Source organism: Paenibacillus sp. J22P169, from assembly GCF_059691995.1.
On record NZ_JCAUAO010000001.1, the window covers coordinates 356251 to 372764 of the forward strand.

The window sequence follows — 16514 nt, forward strand, 5'->3', positions numbered from 1 at the left end:
TCTATTCAAATTTGGAGGAATCACAATGAAAATACCTACAACACTTAAACATAAACCTGTCATCGTCGCCGAGAATTATGCCAATATTGACGGTAGATATACACAGAACACCGATACGCAAGGACTTTCCCTCGGCCTAGCACAGTGGAATGACAGAGGGAAGGTTGATATTTCTGCTAAAGTCTGGCGTTATACCGGCGAGAAATGGTCACGCCAATCCGAAGAGCTGCCTTTGCATCGTGTGTTAGATCTGGCCATTCTGGTGTGTCGCACGAAGCTGCATTTCCAAGAGGATGCTTATCGTTATGAGAATTCCTATAATCCCGAAAACCCCGTTATTGACCGAATAGGATTGCAAGGGGATGCTATGACGGTTGGCGTATGTACAGATAATGAGAAAATCAACGAAGATATCAAGCTCTTTAGCCAAGCATTGAGTGATGACGGAGAGTTGATCGGGGAACGGTTACGCACGCTTTCTAGGATTTTAAAAGAAATGGGGTACTAATCATCATGTTAGACAAACAAAAGAAGAAGGAGCTTGCTACCAACTATAAGCAAACTTTTCGTGCGATGGGTGTATATCAAATTCGCAATACTCAAAACGATAAAATCTTTGTAAATAGCAGCATGGATTTAGATGGCATGAAGAATCGGCTTGAATTTTGTAAGCAGATGAATACCAATACCTTCAATGAACTCCAGAAGGATTGGGCAACGTTCGGAGGCGATTGCTTCGTGTTTGAAGTACTTGATCGCATCGAACCACGCGATGAAATCATGCTGGATGCCGCGGATCTGAAAAGCTATCGGGCCGAAGTCGATGCGTTGCTAGAACTATGGTTAGAGAAGCTAGAGCCGTACGAAGAGAAGGGCTATAATAAACGCAAGCGCTAGTCTTACGTTCTGTTACATCTACCAAGGGGGTTCCGTTATTAGCGGACTCCCTTTTTTTTGCATAAATAGGCAGGTTTCCTCTTATCCTATGGCGAAATGGTGAGAGATGAAATCTTTGGAAGTATCTTGATGAGACCTACATAGAAGGAGTGGAAGATATGAAATACCGTCAACTTGGTGATACAGAACTAAGAATTAGTGAGGTTAGCTTCGGGACTTGGGCCATCGGTGGTGGCTGGGGTGAGGCGAATGATGATGAATCCATTCGAGGGTTACACCGTGCGATGGATGCAGGTGTTAACTTTTTTGATACGGCAGATGTGTATGGTTCCGGACATGCGGAAGAGCTGCTCGCGAAAGCAACGAAGGGGAAAGAAGATAACGTGCATATCGCGACAAAGTTTTGCCGTTCTGGCGATATCCATGATCTTGCTACCTACTCGGAGCAAGCGGTACGCCAATTTGCTGAAAATAGCTTGAAACGGTTGAATCGTGAGCGAATCGACCTCTACCAAATTCATTGTCCGCCACTTGCGATCTTGAAAGACGGTTCCGTCTTCGAAGTGCTTGAGAAATTGAAAGCTGAGGGAAAAATACGTCACTACGGCGTGAGCGTTGAAACGGTGGAGGAAGGTCTGTTCTGTCTCACTGTTCCTGGTGTTAAAGCGCTGCAAGTGATCTTTAACTTGTTCCGTCAGAAGCCTGCTGAAGCACTCTTCCCACAAGCGAAAGCTGCAGGCGTAGGTGTTCTTGTACGTCTTCCGCTGGCAAGTGGCTTATTAACCGGGAAATTCACAGCGACCAGTACATTTGCGGCAGATGATCACCGGAATTTCAATGCCAACGGCGACCAATTTAACGTTGGTGAAACGTTCGCAGGGCTGCCATTTACGAAAGGCGTTGAGCTTGCGAAGGAGCTGGCTTGGATCGGCGAGGGTCGTGGCAACATGGCGCGTGCTTCGATGCGTTGGATTCTAGAGAATCCGAACATCACTTGTATCATCCCTGGCTTTAAAAACGTAAGGCAAATTGAAGATAATTTGGCAACCCTTGAAGTACCTGCTTTTACTGCGGAAGAGCAAGCGCGTTTGCAGAGTTTCTATGCGACTCAAGTACACGAACATATTCGGGGCGCTTACTAGCCTAATTAGAAGGGAATGGGGTTTCAGGAGGAAGCGAAATGGATATAATAACACCACAACGTTTATATCATGGAACGACGGACAATCTCGTCAACCTTTTTCAAGATAAATTATTGGATAGCAGATATTGGCGGCCTGGCCGGGATTTCGGCGAAGGATTTTATACAACGATCTCAGCAGCGCAGGCGCGGAATTGGGCGCGCAAAGCAGCGGCTCGATCCGTTATGGGGCATGAACACCCTTGTGTACTTGAAATTGAGTTGATCGCGATTCCTGCGAAGATGGAGCCTCTTATTTTTCTAAGTGATTCCTTAGCATGGGCGGAATTTGTGATGTCCCATCGAAGTGTCATGAAAAAGGGAGAAGTTGACCCATGTCACAAGCATCCGGATATAATTATAGGTCCAATGGCGGATGGTGATACTGGACGAATTATTGAAGAAGCAGTACAATTAAATAAAGATGTACATTGGTTTTATGATCAAATTTTACGAACCACGCGCGGTCGGAAATTAGATGCTTTACGACTTGGCAATCAAGTGGTTTTCTCCTCAGAGAAATGGGAGGCATCCCTTCGTTTCGTTGGTTATAACATTTTTACGGGAGGCAGGTGGATCTACTATGAAAACACAAGTTCGGCTGAATCTGTATGAACGCGGAATCGTTGATGCACTTGTTCAGAGTTTCGGTTACACCCCGCAAGGTGCTCGGAAGCTTGTTGTCGATTATGCGGAGGTCATTCGTAAATTAGGTGGCTATGACACCTGTTATGATCATGCGGAGCGGTTAGTTCAAGCGACAACCATCAATTGTAAGCCAGAAGAGTGGTTGAAGCGGATTAATGTGATCGCGAAGGAAGCCGTTCAGGATAAAGGCATCCTGCATCTAGAGGGACGATTGCACGTGCATGTACGTTAAATAATTAGATTAGAAGCTCATCCTACGGTTGAGCTTTTTTTGTGACCATTCAAGGGAGGGAAACGTATGATCGAACATATTCGCACGAGCAATGTACAGCGCTTTACTGGATTTGGTGCTTTATACGATGAAAGCCGGCCGACTGCTCCGCCGGAAGTAATCAAGATTTTGACAGCTTATTTGGGTAAAAAGCCTCAAACTGTTGTGGATGTAGGCTGCGGCACTGGCCTTTCTTCGTTCCTTTGGATAAATGAAGCAGATCAGGTCATCGGCGTTGAGCCAAGTGATGATATGCGTGCTGTTGCCTTAACCAAATGGGAGGCAATGGACAAGCCTGAATCTCTTACCTTCATGAAGGCGTTGTCTCATGAGTTGGAACTGCCATCAGATTCTGCAGACATTGTAACGTGTTCACAATCGTTTCACTGGATGGAGCCGCAAAGCACTTTGCGTGAATTCGCTCGTATCCTTCGCCCAGGTGGGGTGTTCGCCGCTTATGATTGTGATTGGCCGCCTGTCATTGATTGGGAAATCGAACAGCAATATATGAAGCTTACCTCGTTAGGTGATCAACGAGCTGTTGAGCTGGCACCGAGGCATGAGCAAGCTCATAAATGGAATAAGGACGAGCATTTGAAACAAATCCAATCATCAGGCTTATTCCGTTATGCTAGAGAAATTGTGTTTCATAATTGGGAGTCTTGCGATGCAACCCGCTATGCTAATCTAGCGTTAAGTCAAGGCAGCTTACAAACCGCGATAAAGTTGGGTGCGAAAGAGCTTGAGGCTGAGGCAGCAGCATTTCGCCAGCTTGTGGAGAAGGCTTTTGCTGGTGAAGAACGGTCGATATTATTTGGATACCGCATGCGGGTAGGCATTATTTAGCTCTCACAGAAGAAAGAAGGGAACAGCTACGAAACTAAATGCATTTTTATTATTTTATGTCGTCATTTACATGGGTAACGCGGTTTATGGAACTTTCATGCCGGTGTATCTCAACAACGCGAAGTTTTCTCAGGAGCAGATCGGGCTACTTCTAAGTCTCGGGCCCTTGATTGCCATGATTGGTCAACCGATTTGGGGGGCGTTAGGGGACCGTGCCAAGTCGAAGAATCACATCTTAAGACTACTAATCATAGGAAGCGGTATTTCGATCTTATTCTTCCCGATCTCGCATCAATTTCTCTATATCCTTATTTTCATTTGCATTTTTACCTTTTTCCAGACCTCCATATTTGCACTAAGTGATGCAATTACCCTAGAGGAATTAGATCGTCAGCCTACATGGAACTTTGGCTGGATTCGGCTGGGAGGAACCGTAGGCTTTGCCATGATGTCACTCCTTTTCGGGTTCATTGCCAAGTCCTACATTGGATCGATGTTCCCGGTTTATGCGTGTACAATGGTTGCCGCATTGCTTTGTTTATGGCGGTTTCCGGCTGCCGCTGGGCGACCAGTAAATGTGATGGGGCGGAAATTCCGTGAGCTTTTCAAAAATGGCAAACTCATGTTCTATATTGGCATGAATTTTATTATCCAAATCACACTTGGTTATTATTACGCTTTTTTCCCGATCTACTTCAAGGAAATGGGTGGAGATAGTGTAATGTTAGGATGGTCGATGACCATTTCGTCCTTGAGTGAGCTGCCCTTTCTGTTATTTTCGGCAAAAATATTCAAGCGAATCCCTATCTCGATCATTTTACTTGCTGCAGCCCTGGCGTCATCCTTACGGTGGTTCTTATTCTCCCAGATTGAAGTGGCGCACTGGATACTACCCGTTCAAGTCTTGCATGGACTCATCTTTATCGTACTATCCGTTACGATTGCCACGATTATTAACCGCGAAGTACCCGCTGAATGGAAGGCAAGCGGGCAAACCCTCAACGGCTTACTTAGCCTTGGAGCCGCTCGCATTATCGGCAGCTTCATAGGTGGCTTCATGAGCGCAGCCTATGGGATGAGACAAGTTTTCCTGTATAGCTCCTGGCTTTCTATGGCGTGTGTCGTGGTGATTGGCGTAGTTCTATTTACGCGAAGAAAGCAAAATGAACTAGGGATATAATGCGAAGGAGGAAGCGAAATGTTAATGTTGGCTAGCGAGCAATTTGTCAGAGCACGAGACTTTCTACTTAGTCAGGCGAGAGAGAGTGAGAAGGTGATGTTTCTGTATGAGTTCGAAGGTGGGAATCCTGCAGACGTAGTAGCTGCGCTTCAAACCTATCAGAACGAGGATCAAGGCTTCGGTCGTGCGCTTGAGCCAGATCTTCGGTGCGAAGCTTCTTCTGTGCTAGCTACAACACATGCGCTTCAATATTTGTCCAAGATCACTTCAGATGTTAGATTAGGCATGGTGAAGGATAGTTTTGATTATCTGAAAAATACATACATCGAACGATATCAAGGCTGGGAAATTATCACATCGGCTGCGAATGAAGCTCCACGTGCGATATGGTGGAATTATCAGGGCTTTCAGGCTCATTGGGGAAACCCGAATGCTGAAATTCTTGGATATTTCTACGCGTTTGCAGAGCTTGCAGACAAGTCTTTGACACAAGAGTTACAAACGAAATGCTTTGATCATTTGTTACATAAATCAGAGTTAACAGACATGCATGAACTGTTTTGTTATGTCAGATTATTTACTCGATTACCCATGGATCTACAAAAAGAGTTCAGGCCAACAATGGAAGCTTTCCTCGACAACTGTGTAGTGAAAAATCCATCAGAAAGGGCCGGCTACTGTGCGGTTCCACTTCAAATTGTGGATAGTCCGGAATCCCCTTTTTATGACAAATATCAGGATGTGATCTCTTCTGACTTAGATGCTTTGATTCAAAAGCAAGGTCAAGAGGGGAGCTGGGAGCCTAACTGGGCGTGGGCGAGATTTGAAGAGGAATGGCAGCAAGCAAAGGCAGAGTGGAAGGGATATTTGACGTTACAGCATTTGTTGACGTTGAAAGCTTTTGGTCGCATCGCGTTGTAAATAGTTGATTGTTTGGATTATGGAAGTAAATTCGATTATGATAGTAAGCAGAGAATTGGATGAAAGGGAGTGTTGGATGATGATCAAACATGAAGCGATTCTCACCTATGAGCCTGGAGGTCAGCAGATTTGTATGACACGTGTGTTCAATGCGCCTCGCGAGCTTGTGTTTAAAGCGTTTACGGATGCGAAGCTGTTCGTGGAATGGCTTGGACCTCGCGCGCTGACGATGCAATTGGTGACATTTGAACCGTGGAGTGGCGGCAGCTGGCGTTATATCCATAAGGATAATAATGGGAATGAGTATGCGTTTCGCGGTGTGTATCATGAGGTCACTGCACCTGAACGGATTATTCAAACCTTTGAATTTGAAGGACTCCCAGAGAAGGGACATGTTATCCTGGAAACGGCTAGATTCGAAGAGCTAGAAGGCGGACAGACGAAGCTGGTGATGGAGTCTGTGTTCCAATCGGTCGCTGATCGTGATGGCATGCTGCACTCCGGTATGGAGCAAGGGATGCAAGATTCCTATGAGCGTCTAGCAGATCTTTTGGAGCGCATGAAGTAGAAGGAGGAGCAGGAGCTGAGGCGTCCTGCTTTTTTTATTACAGTTCTTTATATGTCAGCTAAAGAGGGCGAATTCTCCTTCATAAGTTAATTAACATCATTAATAATTAATGTGGTGTAGTATTTCCGTGTTGCAAGAGTTCGCTTAGAAAATAGCAGAATAAGACATCTATCTGCGTTTTCGAATATGGTGATTGGCGCATGACTTTGATAAGCTATTGCCAAACAGGACAAACGAAAGGATGGAAGCTATGCCATTTCTATCACTAACGAGTTGGAGTTTACATCGGAATCTAGGTCCATTGCGATGGACACGCTGGGACGAAAGCACACGTACACAGTTTACAGCGGCTCAAGATCAACCAGAGCTGCTCTCTTTGATCGAGTTGCCAGCTGTATTAGCAGGGAAAGGGTTCACGTCAATGGAAATATGTCATTTTCATTTTCCAGAGACAAGTGAAGTGTATCTACAAACGTTGAAGCAAGCATGTGCAGAAGCAGGTCTGCGCTTTTATACGTTATTACTTGAATATGGCGATATCTCTAGCCCAGATGAGTTCCGTAGACAATCAGACATTGCGTGGATCAAAGGCTGGATTGAAATCGCGGCTCGCGTAGGTGCCGAAAGGGTGCGCATCATTGCTGGGGAAGCAGAGCCATCGGATCGAGATGCATTAGCGCGATCCATAGAAGCACTTCGCGAGCTAGGGCAGTACGGTGTTGAACATGGTGTTCGTGTTGTCACAGAGAATTTCAAATCCCTGTCCTCCACCGCAGATAATTGCCTATCCATCTTGGATGGATGTGGGGACACCATAGGATTAACTTCGGATTTCGGGAATTTCAAAGGCTTGGACAAATATGAAGCCCTTGCCCGGACAATTCCACATAGTGAATCCATCCATGCCAAAGCACAAACGAATGCCGATGGATTGCCAGATGAGACGGAGTTTACAAGATGCTTAGACATCGCTAAGCAGGCGGGCTATGAAGGGCCGCTAACACTTGTTTACGATGGTCCTGGCGATATGTGGGACGGTATCGAGCGCGTGAGGAAGTTGGCGGAGCCATACTGTTCAGATCGAAGATGATTATGCTATGATACTAGGAAAGATTCCCCATTATTTAAATGCTAGAATAGGAGACTTTCACAATGAGCCAAGTATGTAATTATTGCAGCAAGAATGAGGCATTAGCGAGCTTGATGATTGAAGTTGGTCAATTGCGTGTTTCGACGTTGTACTTATTCAGAGAACAAACGTATAAGGGACGCTGTATTGTCGCTTTGAATGAGCATCATACCGAATTCTTTCACTTGTCTCAAGAGAAGCAAGATGCGTACATGCGTGATGTGGCTCAGGTTGCTTCTGCTGTTGAACGCGCTTTTTCTCCGGACAAAATTAATTATGGCGCCTTTGGCGATACGATGCCTCATGTTCACTTCCATATTGTGCCGAAATATAAGGATGGGTACACGTGGGGTAAGATGTTCGAAATGAATCCTGCTGACAATAAGCAACTGACGGAGCAAGAATATGCGAATATCATTGATCAATTGAAAGCACATTTATAGAATTCATTGACAGGAAGTATCTGGGATTATAAACTTACATCACATTCAGTCAATTTCATACGTAAACGCAATGATTGGGACTAGTAAGGAACCCCTATTGTCCAGAGAGCTGTCGCTTCGGTGGAAGACAGCCAATAGCTTCCCCAACTCACCCTTGAGCGGTAAGATCGAAGTGTCTAGTAGATCTTAACGGTTAACCTCCGTGATCGGGTCTCGAGGATTTGTAAGCATGTTTGGTGCAAATCAAGAAGAGTGGTACCGCGAAGGTTAGACCTGTCGCCTCTTTGTAGGCGATAGGTCTTTTTTGTATTTTCAAAACAGGGAGGAAAAGCTAATGAAGAATGTGATCGATTACTATGCCAAGTTTGATGAATGGGGACGACTAGATCGCGAGCCGATTGAGTTTACGGTGAATTGGCACTACATGCAGAAGTATCTCCCTAGCGCAGGTCATGTCCTAGATAACGGGGCTGGACCTGGCAAATATGCCATGGAATTTGCGAAACTAGGCTATAATGTGACGCTTTCCGACCTTACGCCTAATCTCGTCGAGCTCGCGAAGGATAAAGCAATTGAGTTGGGCTTAGCAGATAGGTTTAGTGGCTTTCATACATTGAACGCTACGAGTTTGGAGGGAATCTCGGATGAAACCTTCGATGCTTCGTTGATGCTGGGACCTCTTTATCACTTACAGGAAAAAGAAGATCGCGATACTGCCGCGAAGGAATTGTATCGTGTAACAAAGAACGACGGTATCGTGTTTGTCGCTTTTCAAAGCCGGATGCGGATGCTTCTAACCTCGCTGCTCTTTCCACAAGCTTGGAAACCAAATGACAATATGGCGGCTATTGCGCATTTTATAGACGAAGGCAATTTTAATCATACAGATGCAGGTCGATTCACGGGTGCCTATTATTACAATGTGGAAGACATTAAGCCTTTTATGGAAAGCCATGGATTTGAGACGTTAGATCTGATCGGATCTTCCAATCTTGGCGCATTGTTATCGCAAGAACAGAAGCAATATTGGACTGACCGAGGGGAAAAGGACGAGTTCATAGAACTTCTAATCCGGCTAGCCCGGGATCCATCCGTGTTAGGCATTTCCTCACATTTGTTATATATCGGAAAAAAAGTTGGAGCGTGAAGAGATGACAGAACGTGATGTGAGCCATAAATGGTTAGACTGGGCCAAACAAATCCAAGCAATTGCACAAATTGGCTTAACCTATTCGAAGGACGTCTACGATCTGGAACGTTTTCAAGCATTGCGGGAAATAAGCGTGGATATCCTTGATACGTATACCTCAGTGGGATTGGAGAAGATTAACCTAAGCTTTGCGAATGAAACAGGGTACGCAACTCCGAAGGTTGATATTCGAGGCGTGGTTTTTGAAGATGATAAAATTCTACTCGTGAAGGAAAAAGCAGATGGCGCCTGGGCACTGCCAGGAGGTTGGGCAGATATTGGTTACTCGCCTTCGGAAGTTGCTGTGAAAGAGATCAGAGAAGAAGCTGGTTTTGATGTGGTTCCCATTAAATTGCTCGCCGTTCTGGATAAGAAGTTTCATGACCATCCGCCGGAGCCATATCACATCTATAAGATGTTCATTCTTTGTCAAATAATTGGCGGAAATGCGGTAGGTGGTGTGGAAACGAGCGAGGTACAATTTTTTGGTGAAAATGAACTGCCGGAATTATCAGCTGAACGGAATACGGTAGCTCAGGTCAAGAGTATGTTTGAATATCTAAGAAATCCGAATAAAGCGGTTAGATTGGACTGAAATAGGGCTGCCGAGTCTGTTCTCGGTGGCCTTTTCTCATCTTCTTTTGCAGGAATTGGGAGGGATTTTGTCGAAAAGGAATGATTCGTGGAAATCAAACAGTGTGTTACGGAGGTACAATGAAAAATGGTTTGAAAATGAATGTCAAGCTAGCAGCGGTGATTACTGCATTATCCATTGTTATCGGAAGTCCTAGTCTACTTGCAGCGGAAAACGACGAGCAGAGCGCAGCTGCAGCATTAGACTACCTAAACGACGTAAGGGCCCATATGGGAATTCAATCGATGAAACTAGATCCTGCTCTTACAACAGCAGCCGGCAACCATGCGAATTATCTCCTCATGAACCAGGAGAACGGACATACAGAAACACCAGGCAAGCATGGTTTCTCTGGGAAACTTCCTTGGGATCGGGCAGCATCTGCAGGCTTGGATACTGATAAATTCGGTGTGTTTGAGGATGTTTCGTTCAATACCGATTCGCCAGAGGATGGTGTGCAGTCTTTGCTGGATGCTCCGCTTCATAGATCGAGTTTGATTCTCCCGGACATGACCCTATTAGGTGTAGGTTATAATACGCATGCTCTAGTCCTAAATCCGGCAAAAAAATGGTTCACACAAACGGGAACAAGCGTTTATCCATATGATGGGCAGACAGGCGTGCCGATTGGATTCTATGGTTTCGAGATACCTAACCCTTTGGAAACATTTGATTTGGAGAAGTCGGGTTACTTTATCACGTATGCTGGGGTTGCTCAAGACAAAACGGACGTGTCCGCCTCGCTAATGAATAGTGAAGATCAATCTATCGAGATTTTAAAATTAAAGCAAGAGCTTGGAGATACGAACGCATGGCATATCATTCCGAAACATGAGCTTGCCTATGGGGAAACGTATACGGTAACTGTCGAGGGGAAGACGTGGTCTTTCACAACGATAGGAAATCCGAACTCGCCGCCTACAGAACATAAAGGAAATCCAGTCAAAACGGGTCGACCAAAGCCATATAATCAGAATGATGTAGGAATTCGCCTCAATGGCACCTATATAGACGTTACGCCTAAAGCCAAAATTATTGGTGAAAGTACGTTTATCCCGCTTCGTGGAGTTTTCGAGGCAATGGGAGCTAAAGTGCTATGGGAGGGAACACGCAGCGAAGTTACGATTGTGAAAGACTCCAAAACAATTGTTCTGACCATTGGGAAGCAACAAGCGCTTGTTAACGGAAAATGGCGGACACTATCGATAGCTCCTTTCATTTCCAGCGAAGGTTCAACATATGTACCCCTTCGATTCATCACGGAATCACTTGGGGCACAAGTTACCTGGGAAAGCGATAAATGGACGGCCGTTATTAACCAAAGTGAATAAGCGAGATGAAGTCGAGTGTAAGTTGCTCGGCTTTTTTTCATGATGAAACATTTCCTCGGATAATGCGTCTAATGAGATGTAATTGTTAAAATATGGGTTCTATATAGGAGGGGGAATCAGCCATGAAGAGATTTATTCTGGGCGTGAGTTGTGGTCTACTTATTGCAGGCTCATCTGTTGCCTTCGCTTCAGATACGATTCAAGCGTTATTGTTTCCAGCAAGCTTTTTGATAAATGGCAGTCAAGTTGATATGAAAAATGAATATCAGATTCTCAATGTGGATGGACATGCGTATGTACCGGTTCGCTTTGTAGCTGAAAATTTAGGAGCAACGATTGATTTTGATTCAGAGGCTCAAAGAATTGTTGTCAAAAATAAACCGTTAGACATAATAGATCCCGATTACAACGCAATCTCAGTGGGGAATTTAATTCTAACGAAATCAGGAAATAAAACCAGAGTCACAGGACAAATGAAATATGAAGGCGTAGGAAACAGTCAAAATATGATCGGGGCGGGCTTATCCTTTTACAACGAGGAAAATGTGAAAATAGGCGAAGCCGTCATTTCGGGAACTAATTTCGGGGTGGAGACACAAACGTTCGTCACGGAAGGGGAGGGTGATTTCAAGAATTATGATGCCGTTTACCTTCATATTGGCGCCGTCAATCATCGGATTATTAGTGAAGTGCCACACATGCTTTATAAAAGTTCGAAATATCAATTCACGCTGAATATTCCTTCTAGTTGGGAGGGGAAATATGAGGTCGAAGAACAGATAAATGAAGCCATGCAAAGAGCAAGTTATCAATTTATTGACAAGGCAAATAAGGAGTATGGCGGTATTATATTTAGTATTTCCATATGGACAAAGGAAGATTGGCTTGCAAATGGTCCAACGGCGAAGGGAATTGGTCGACTTTACAAAGTTGGAGAAGATGCAGATCACGTGTTCATTTTGATTCCACCAGGGGATGTGGAGTACAACACCCAAGATGAAAAGCTCTCTGCGGAATTTAAGTCGATGACGGACCAGATAAGTAAAATTAGAACGAGTTTCAAATTCGAGCAATAGTGTAAAAAGCGAGCAAGTACCGAGCGAATTCGGTGCTTGCTTTTTTCTTTTAATAAACCCTTGAATTTCTTATAATTCCAGTTACATCCTACTGATATATAACAACTAGAACCAAATCGTTCGATTCAGTTGTGAAGGATGCAAAAGTGCATCCTTTTTTATCGAATTAACCTCTCAATCTGAAATGCTTGCGATTGTGCAACTATTTCTCCCGACACTTATCTTTTGGCGCTATTTCGGTCCTAAAAGATGCATTTCTGCACTAATTTATCAGTGTTTAGCAGTTTTCCTCGAAAATAAGTGTACTTTAGCATTTTTGACCAGTACCGCTTACATGAAGCGTATTTACTTAGACTAGATTCTTTCCGCAACGTTGCCTCTATTGCAAGGGGCCCAGCTTTGAAGCCCTGAAATATGTATCATTTACCTTAACCGCGATAACATCACTCGCATCTAATCCATTTACCTCAAACAAAAGGCTGCCAACAGGCTTATCATTCGCGTCTCCATTTTTCTTAGGCATTGGTGAAATTCTTCGCTCAATTTGACCAATTTGCTTGCCAATGTCTTGCGTGGAGATTTCGGATACTGAAAGTCCATACAGGATGTTATTCCAAGCAACAGCGCTTGGATAACTACCATTTTTGTTACTTGTCAGTGAAGAGCAGCCAGCTAAGACGAAGATAACGCACAAAATAACTGAAAGTCGTTTCATCACACTTATCCTCCATTTCATTCTTCCTCTTCCGTAAACGGAAACGTAATCTCAACCTCGGTCCCCACACCTGGAACGCTTCGATAAACAAGCTTCGCAGGCTCTCCGAAATAGTGGCGAATACGTTCGCCTACGTTCTTGACGCCGAAGCTGCTGCCACCAATTCGACTGCGGCTAATGCCTGCCATCATATCCTCGATGAGGTTGGGACTCATGCCCACACCATCATCTTTGATGAAGAGATGCATCGTTTGAGCATCCTGATAAGCCCGGATCGAGATACTGCCTTCACGCTGCGTTCGACCTAAAATACCATGAAGAATGGCATTCTCGACAAGTGGCTGAAGGGTGATTTTCGGAATCGGATGATTGAGCAGCTCTTCAGGTACGTCAATCTGAAAATCAATCTTATTTTCAAAACGAATATTCTGAATCTGCACATAAAAGGAAACATGCTGCAGCTCTTCGCGCAGGGTGATAATATCTTTGCCGCTGCTGAGGCTGACTTTGTAAAAACGAGCAAGAGCTTTGACGACTTTCTTAATGTCTGTGTTCAGCCCGCTGTCCGCCATCCAATTAATGAGATCCAATGTATTGTAGAGAAAATGCGGATTAATTTGTGATTGAAGTGCTTTTAATTCGGCATTTTTGACCTCTTGTCCCAGCCGGTAATGTTCCTTATTCATAGAGCTTATTTGCTCAATCATGTAATTATACGTTTGGATGAGCTCACCAATTTCATCTCGCCCTTGCGTTTGAGCGAGCGCTATCAGATTTCCTTTCTGTACATCCCGCAGACGGCTGGTCAGCTGGGTGATGCGCCGAGTGACGGAGAAGGAGAAGAGGTAGGCTAACAAGTAGGCGATTACGGTCACGATGAGCAAAATGACTAGCAAATCATTGCGCAACTGATGACTCTGCTGCACAACTTCATGGAGAGGAATGACGGTGACCATACCCCAATTGGAAGGCAGTTGCCTGAACAAATAGTAATTATTATTCGTTTGCCAAGTGGTGGAGACAGCATCGTCCAGCGTATCTGGCAGATCGACCTGAGTAATTGCGGCCGGATCTGAGGAAAGGACAATTTGTTGATTCTGATCCACAAGCAAGGTCGTGCTGTTCCTAACCACATTAGCTTTGCTCAGCATAGAACGAATCGTTTCCGCCTGGACATCCACGCGCAATTGACCGATCGGGTTAGCGTAATTGTTAGGATCTAAAATACTGCGGACAACATAAAGCGAAGAATTGTCATGGGATGCTTTCTTACCTAGCTCAGGCGCAGAGCACCATAAATATTTGGCATGCAATTCATTTAATCGATCAAAGCAAGGACTGTCTTTGGTTTCACCTAATGGTAAGAAATTCTCAGTCTCATTGGCGAAAATAAACACACTCGGTACGTACAGAATTACGCGTGAAATATCGAGACTGTCCTGCATGGAGCGGAGCAGTTTTTTGAGATTGGCGTATTCCTGCAGCTCCCGATTAATATCACTTGTTACATTGTTATCCATCAGAATGTCCGAAATGGCGGAGTTGGAAACAAGAATATTCGTCGTCTCTGCAATCCGCTGCACACGATAATTAAGAAAGGAATACGTCTGATCAAAGCCTTGCTTAGCCGAATAGGTGACATGATTGATAATGATATCAGACATTTTCTCGGAAGCGATGAACTGATAAAAGCCGAGAGGCAGCATGATCAACAGCAAATAGGTGTACATGATTTTATGGCGCAGCTTCGTGTTATACAGCCATTTGCGCAGCATTTGTATGAAAGAGAAGATCATAGCTGACAGCGCTCCCGATATTCTGAAGGCGTCATGCCCGTTGATTTACGGAAGATTTTAGCAAAATGTTCCCCGTCCTTAAAGCCCACTTGAGAAGCGACATCAAGCACCTTCAATCGGTTGTTGCGCAGCAGCTCCTTCGCTTTTTCCATCCGATATTCGGTCACGTATTGCTTGATCGTTTTCCCGGTAGCTTCTTTGAAAATCGAAATCAGATGAGAAGCCGTCATCTGCATATGATCACTCACATCCTGCACGGATAGATCGTCATCGGCATAGTGCAGATGGATGAAACGCATGATGCGTGAGCTCATGGAGGACATGCCGCCAGTAGAGCGCTCTTGAATGGCTTTTTTCAGATCATCTAGCTTTGTCGACATCACACGCTGGATATCGTCCAAATAATGGCATTCGAGAATTAGTTTCCAAGCCACGTCATTCTCCTCAGAGGTGTCGAAGAGGGTAATGTTCCGACTATGCGCAAACTTATCCATTTCGAGGAGGAAACGATAATAAAGTTCTTTCACGCTGACGATGAGCGTGCCCGGATGCTGACGTATGTCGGACGTTATCGCCGTAATTAGCTGATCCGCGTCAGCAAAACTCTCTTCCGCTAATGCTTCCGTGAAGCGGGCCAGCTGATCTGGCTGCGCCACATAATGCAGCGAGTGAGCGTCGCTCCCCGTGTTATCATGCAAGATGAGGGAGCAGGGCTTGTGAAAAAACGACTCCTGTAAGCGGAGCACAGCACTCGTATAGGACTCCTGCAGCTTATGAGCGGAAGGGACGATTTTACCTGCTGCGATCGAAAACAAACCATATTCCCGCTTCAATGCGGTGGAAAGCACATAACACAAATGCTGAACCTGGCTCATTTCAACGAAGTCATGCTGATGAGAAAAGAAGTGAAGGATCGCGTGATGGTCATCTTTCCAAGCGTACAAATAAGGCTTCTCGCCTGCAGCCAGCACTTCATCAATTAAAAAACCGAGTGTTTCCTTATGGGACCCGGGGGAAATTAACTTAATCATAGCCGTTGCCGCAGGCGCTTGCATGACAGCTGTGAAATCTGCAGCTAATAAGCGATTGCGCAGCATCTCTTCGTCATATCCGCCGCGAATTAGCTGCAAAGCGGCTTCTTGCTTCATGTAGCTCTTGTTCTCTTTCGCTACCGTATCATTCGCAACATGTCGCTGTTCTTCGAGCACGATGTCAATCGCACCCCGCAGAGCGTCTTCCAATTCTTCCACATCAATAGGTTTCTCAACATAACTAACCGCTTTCAACGTAATCGCGGCTTTCAAATATTCTTTATCGGCATAGCCGCTCATAAAGACGATTTTGCACTGCGGGTATTTGCGGCGAAGGTGAAAGGCAAGCTCAATCCCATCCATCCGCGGCATGCGAATATCGGTGAGGACGATGTCTGGCTTGAACTGTTCGGCGATTGCAACAGCGTCCAGACCATCCACAGCTTCGATGAGTTCGGTAATGCCGAGACGCTCCCAACTGACGGACTTGAGTACGCCTTCTCGCGTGAATTTCTCATCTTCTGCAAATAGAAGTTTCATAACGGGCAACCCCCCTTAGATGTAGCTATAGATTATCTCATATTTACATGCAATACCACTAGTCGGAGGGCCATCTGCAAAAGTTACAGGGAATCGATATTTTGTCGGGTTATCACATT

17 protein-coding genes, 1 pseudogene and 1 other annotated feature are annotated in these 16514 nt (G+C 44.9%); of the genes and pseudogenes, 15 read left to right on the forward strand and 3 right to left on the reverse strand.

What is annotated here, in order from left to right:
- Nucleotides 1-25: 25 nt before the first annotated feature.
- The 15 genes and pseudogenes from AC58QG_RS01780 (at nucleotide 26) to AC58QG_RS01850 (ending at nucleotide 12313) form a co-directional block, all read left to right on the forward strand.
- On the forward strand, nucleotides 26-508 hold the full coding sequence (locus tag AC58QG_RS01780; protein WP_477593919.1) for a DUF6530 family protein: 483 nt from the start codon (nucleotides 26-28) through the stop codon (nucleotides 506-508).
- 5 nt (nucleotides 509-513) lie between these two features.
- Complete coding sequence (locus AC58QG_RS01785) at nucleotides 514-897, forward strand: GIY-YIG nuclease family protein (RefSeq protein WP_497360176.1); 384 nt, start codon at nucleotides 514-516, stop codon at nucleotides 895-897.
- A gap of 158 nt (nucleotides 898-1055) precedes the next feature.
- The gene (locus AC58QG_RS01790) at nucleotides 1056-2039 is read left to right on the forward strand and encodes an aldo/keto reductase (protein WP_497360178.1); all 984 of its coding nucleotides are present in this window, start codon (nucleotides 1056-1058) and stop codon (nucleotides 2037-2039) included.
- A gap of 38 nt (nucleotides 2040-2077) precedes the next feature.
- Nucleotides 2078-2692 carry a DUF3990 domain-containing protein gene (locus AC58QG_RS01795; RefSeq protein ID WP_497360180.1) on the forward strand — a complete coding sequence of 205 codons (615 nt, stop codon included), beginning with the start codon at nucleotides 2078-2080 and terminating at the stop codon, nucleotides 2690-2692.
- Nucleotides 2661-2957 carry a hypothetical protein gene (locus AC58QG_RS01800; protein ID WP_497360182.1) on the forward strand — a complete coding sequence of 99 codons (297 nt, stop codon included), beginning with the start codon at nucleotides 2661-2663 and terminating at the stop codon, nucleotides 2955-2957. Before AC58QG_RS01795 ends, AC58QG_RS01800 begins: the two co-directional genes overlap by 32 nt.
- Before the next feature lie 66 nt (nucleotides 2958-3023).
- Nucleotides 3024-3842 carry a class I SAM-dependent methyltransferase gene (locus AC58QG_RS01805; RefSeq protein ID WP_497360183.1) on the forward strand — a complete coding sequence of 273 codons (819 nt, stop codon included), beginning with the start codon at nucleotides 3024-3026 and terminating at the stop codon, nucleotides 3840-3842.
- 58 nt (nucleotides 3843-3900) lie between these two features.
- Nucleotides 3901-5022 (forward strand): annotated as a pseudogene (locus AC58QG_RS01810) (MFS transporter); the annotation flags it as partial.
- 18 nt (nucleotides 5023-5040) lie between these two features.
- On the forward strand, nucleotides 5041-5943 hold the full coding sequence (locus AC58QG_RS01815; RefSeq protein ID WP_497360185.1) for a hypothetical protein: 903 nt from the start codon (nucleotides 5041-5043) through the stop codon (nucleotides 5941-5943).
- A gap of 76 nt (nucleotides 5944-6019) precedes the next feature.
- Complete coding sequence (locus AC58QG_RS01820) at nucleotides 6020-6511, forward strand: SRPBCC family protein (protein WP_497360187.1); 492 nt, start codon at nucleotides 6020-6022, stop codon at nucleotides 6509-6511.
- Nucleotides 6512-6761: 250 nt separating this feature from the next.
- The gene (locus AC58QG_RS01825; RefSeq protein ID WP_497360189.1) at nucleotides 6762-7601 is read left to right on the forward strand and encodes a sugar phosphate isomerase/epimerase family protein; all 840 of its coding nucleotides are present in this window, start codon (nucleotides 6762-6764) and stop codon (nucleotides 7599-7601) included.
- A gap of 62 nt (nucleotides 7602-7663) precedes the next feature.
- Nucleotides 7664-8083: an HIT family protein gene (locus AC58QG_RS01830; protein WP_497360191.1), complete on the forward strand. Its 420-nt coding sequence runs from the start codon at nucleotides 7664-7666 to the stop codon at nucleotides 8081-8083.
- A 61-nt stretch (nucleotides 8084-8144) separates the two neighbouring features.
- Nucleotides 8145-8370, forward strand: a binding site (T-box leader).
- 47 nt (nucleotides 8371-8417) lie between these two features.
- A complete protein-coding gene (locus AC58QG_RS01835) occupies nucleotides 8418-9230 on the forward strand; it encodes a class I SAM-dependent methyltransferase (RefSeq protein ID WP_497360193.1) in 813 nt (270 codons plus the stop codon).
- A gap of 4 nt (nucleotides 9231-9234) precedes the next feature.
- Nucleotides 9235-9867: an NUDIX hydrolase gene (locus AC58QG_RS01840; protein WP_497360195.1), complete on the forward strand. Its 633-nt coding sequence runs from the start codon at nucleotides 9235-9237 to the stop codon at nucleotides 9865-9867.
- 119 nt (nucleotides 9868-9986) lie between these two features.
- Nucleotides 9987-11237: a stalk domain-containing protein gene (locus tag AC58QG_RS01845; RefSeq protein WP_497360197.1), complete on the forward strand. Its 1251-nt coding sequence runs from the start codon at nucleotides 9987-9989 to the stop codon at nucleotides 11235-11237.
- Nucleotides 11238-11359: 122 nt separating this feature from the next.
- On the forward strand, nucleotides 11360-12313 hold the full coding sequence (locus AC58QG_RS01850; protein ID WP_497360199.1) for a stalk domain-containing protein: 954 nt from the start codon (nucleotides 11360-11362) through the stop codon (nucleotides 12311-12313).
- Between the two features lie 379 nt (nucleotides 12314-12692).
- Here the strand turns inward: AC58QG_RS01850 and AC58QG_RS01855 are convergent, their stop codons facing one another.
- The 3 genes from AC58QG_RS01855 to AC58QG_RS01865 are packed head-to-tail and all read right to left on the reverse strand — an operon-like array spanning nucleotide 12693 to nucleotide 16395.
- Nucleotides 12693-13028: a hypothetical protein gene (locus AC58QG_RS01855; protein WP_497360201.1), complete on the reverse strand. Its 336-nt coding sequence runs from the start codon at nucleotides 13026-13028 to the stop codon at nucleotides 12693-12695.
- A gap of 17 nt (nucleotides 13029-13045) precedes the next feature.
- Nucleotides 13046-14824 (reverse strand): cache domain-containing sensor histidine kinase, encoded by a 1779-nt coding sequence (locus tag AC58QG_RS01860; protein WP_497360203.1) that lies wholly within the window; start codon nucleotides 14822-14824, stop codon nucleotides 13046-13048.
- Entirely contained in the window at nucleotides 14821-16395 is a 1575-nt protein-coding gene (locus tag AC58QG_RS01865) for a helix-turn-helix domain-containing protein (protein ID WP_497360205.1), read from the reverse strand. Before AC58QG_RS01865 ends, AC58QG_RS01860 begins: the two co-directional genes overlap by 4 nt.
- Between the last annotated feature and the right edge of the window lie 119 nt (nucleotides 16396-16514).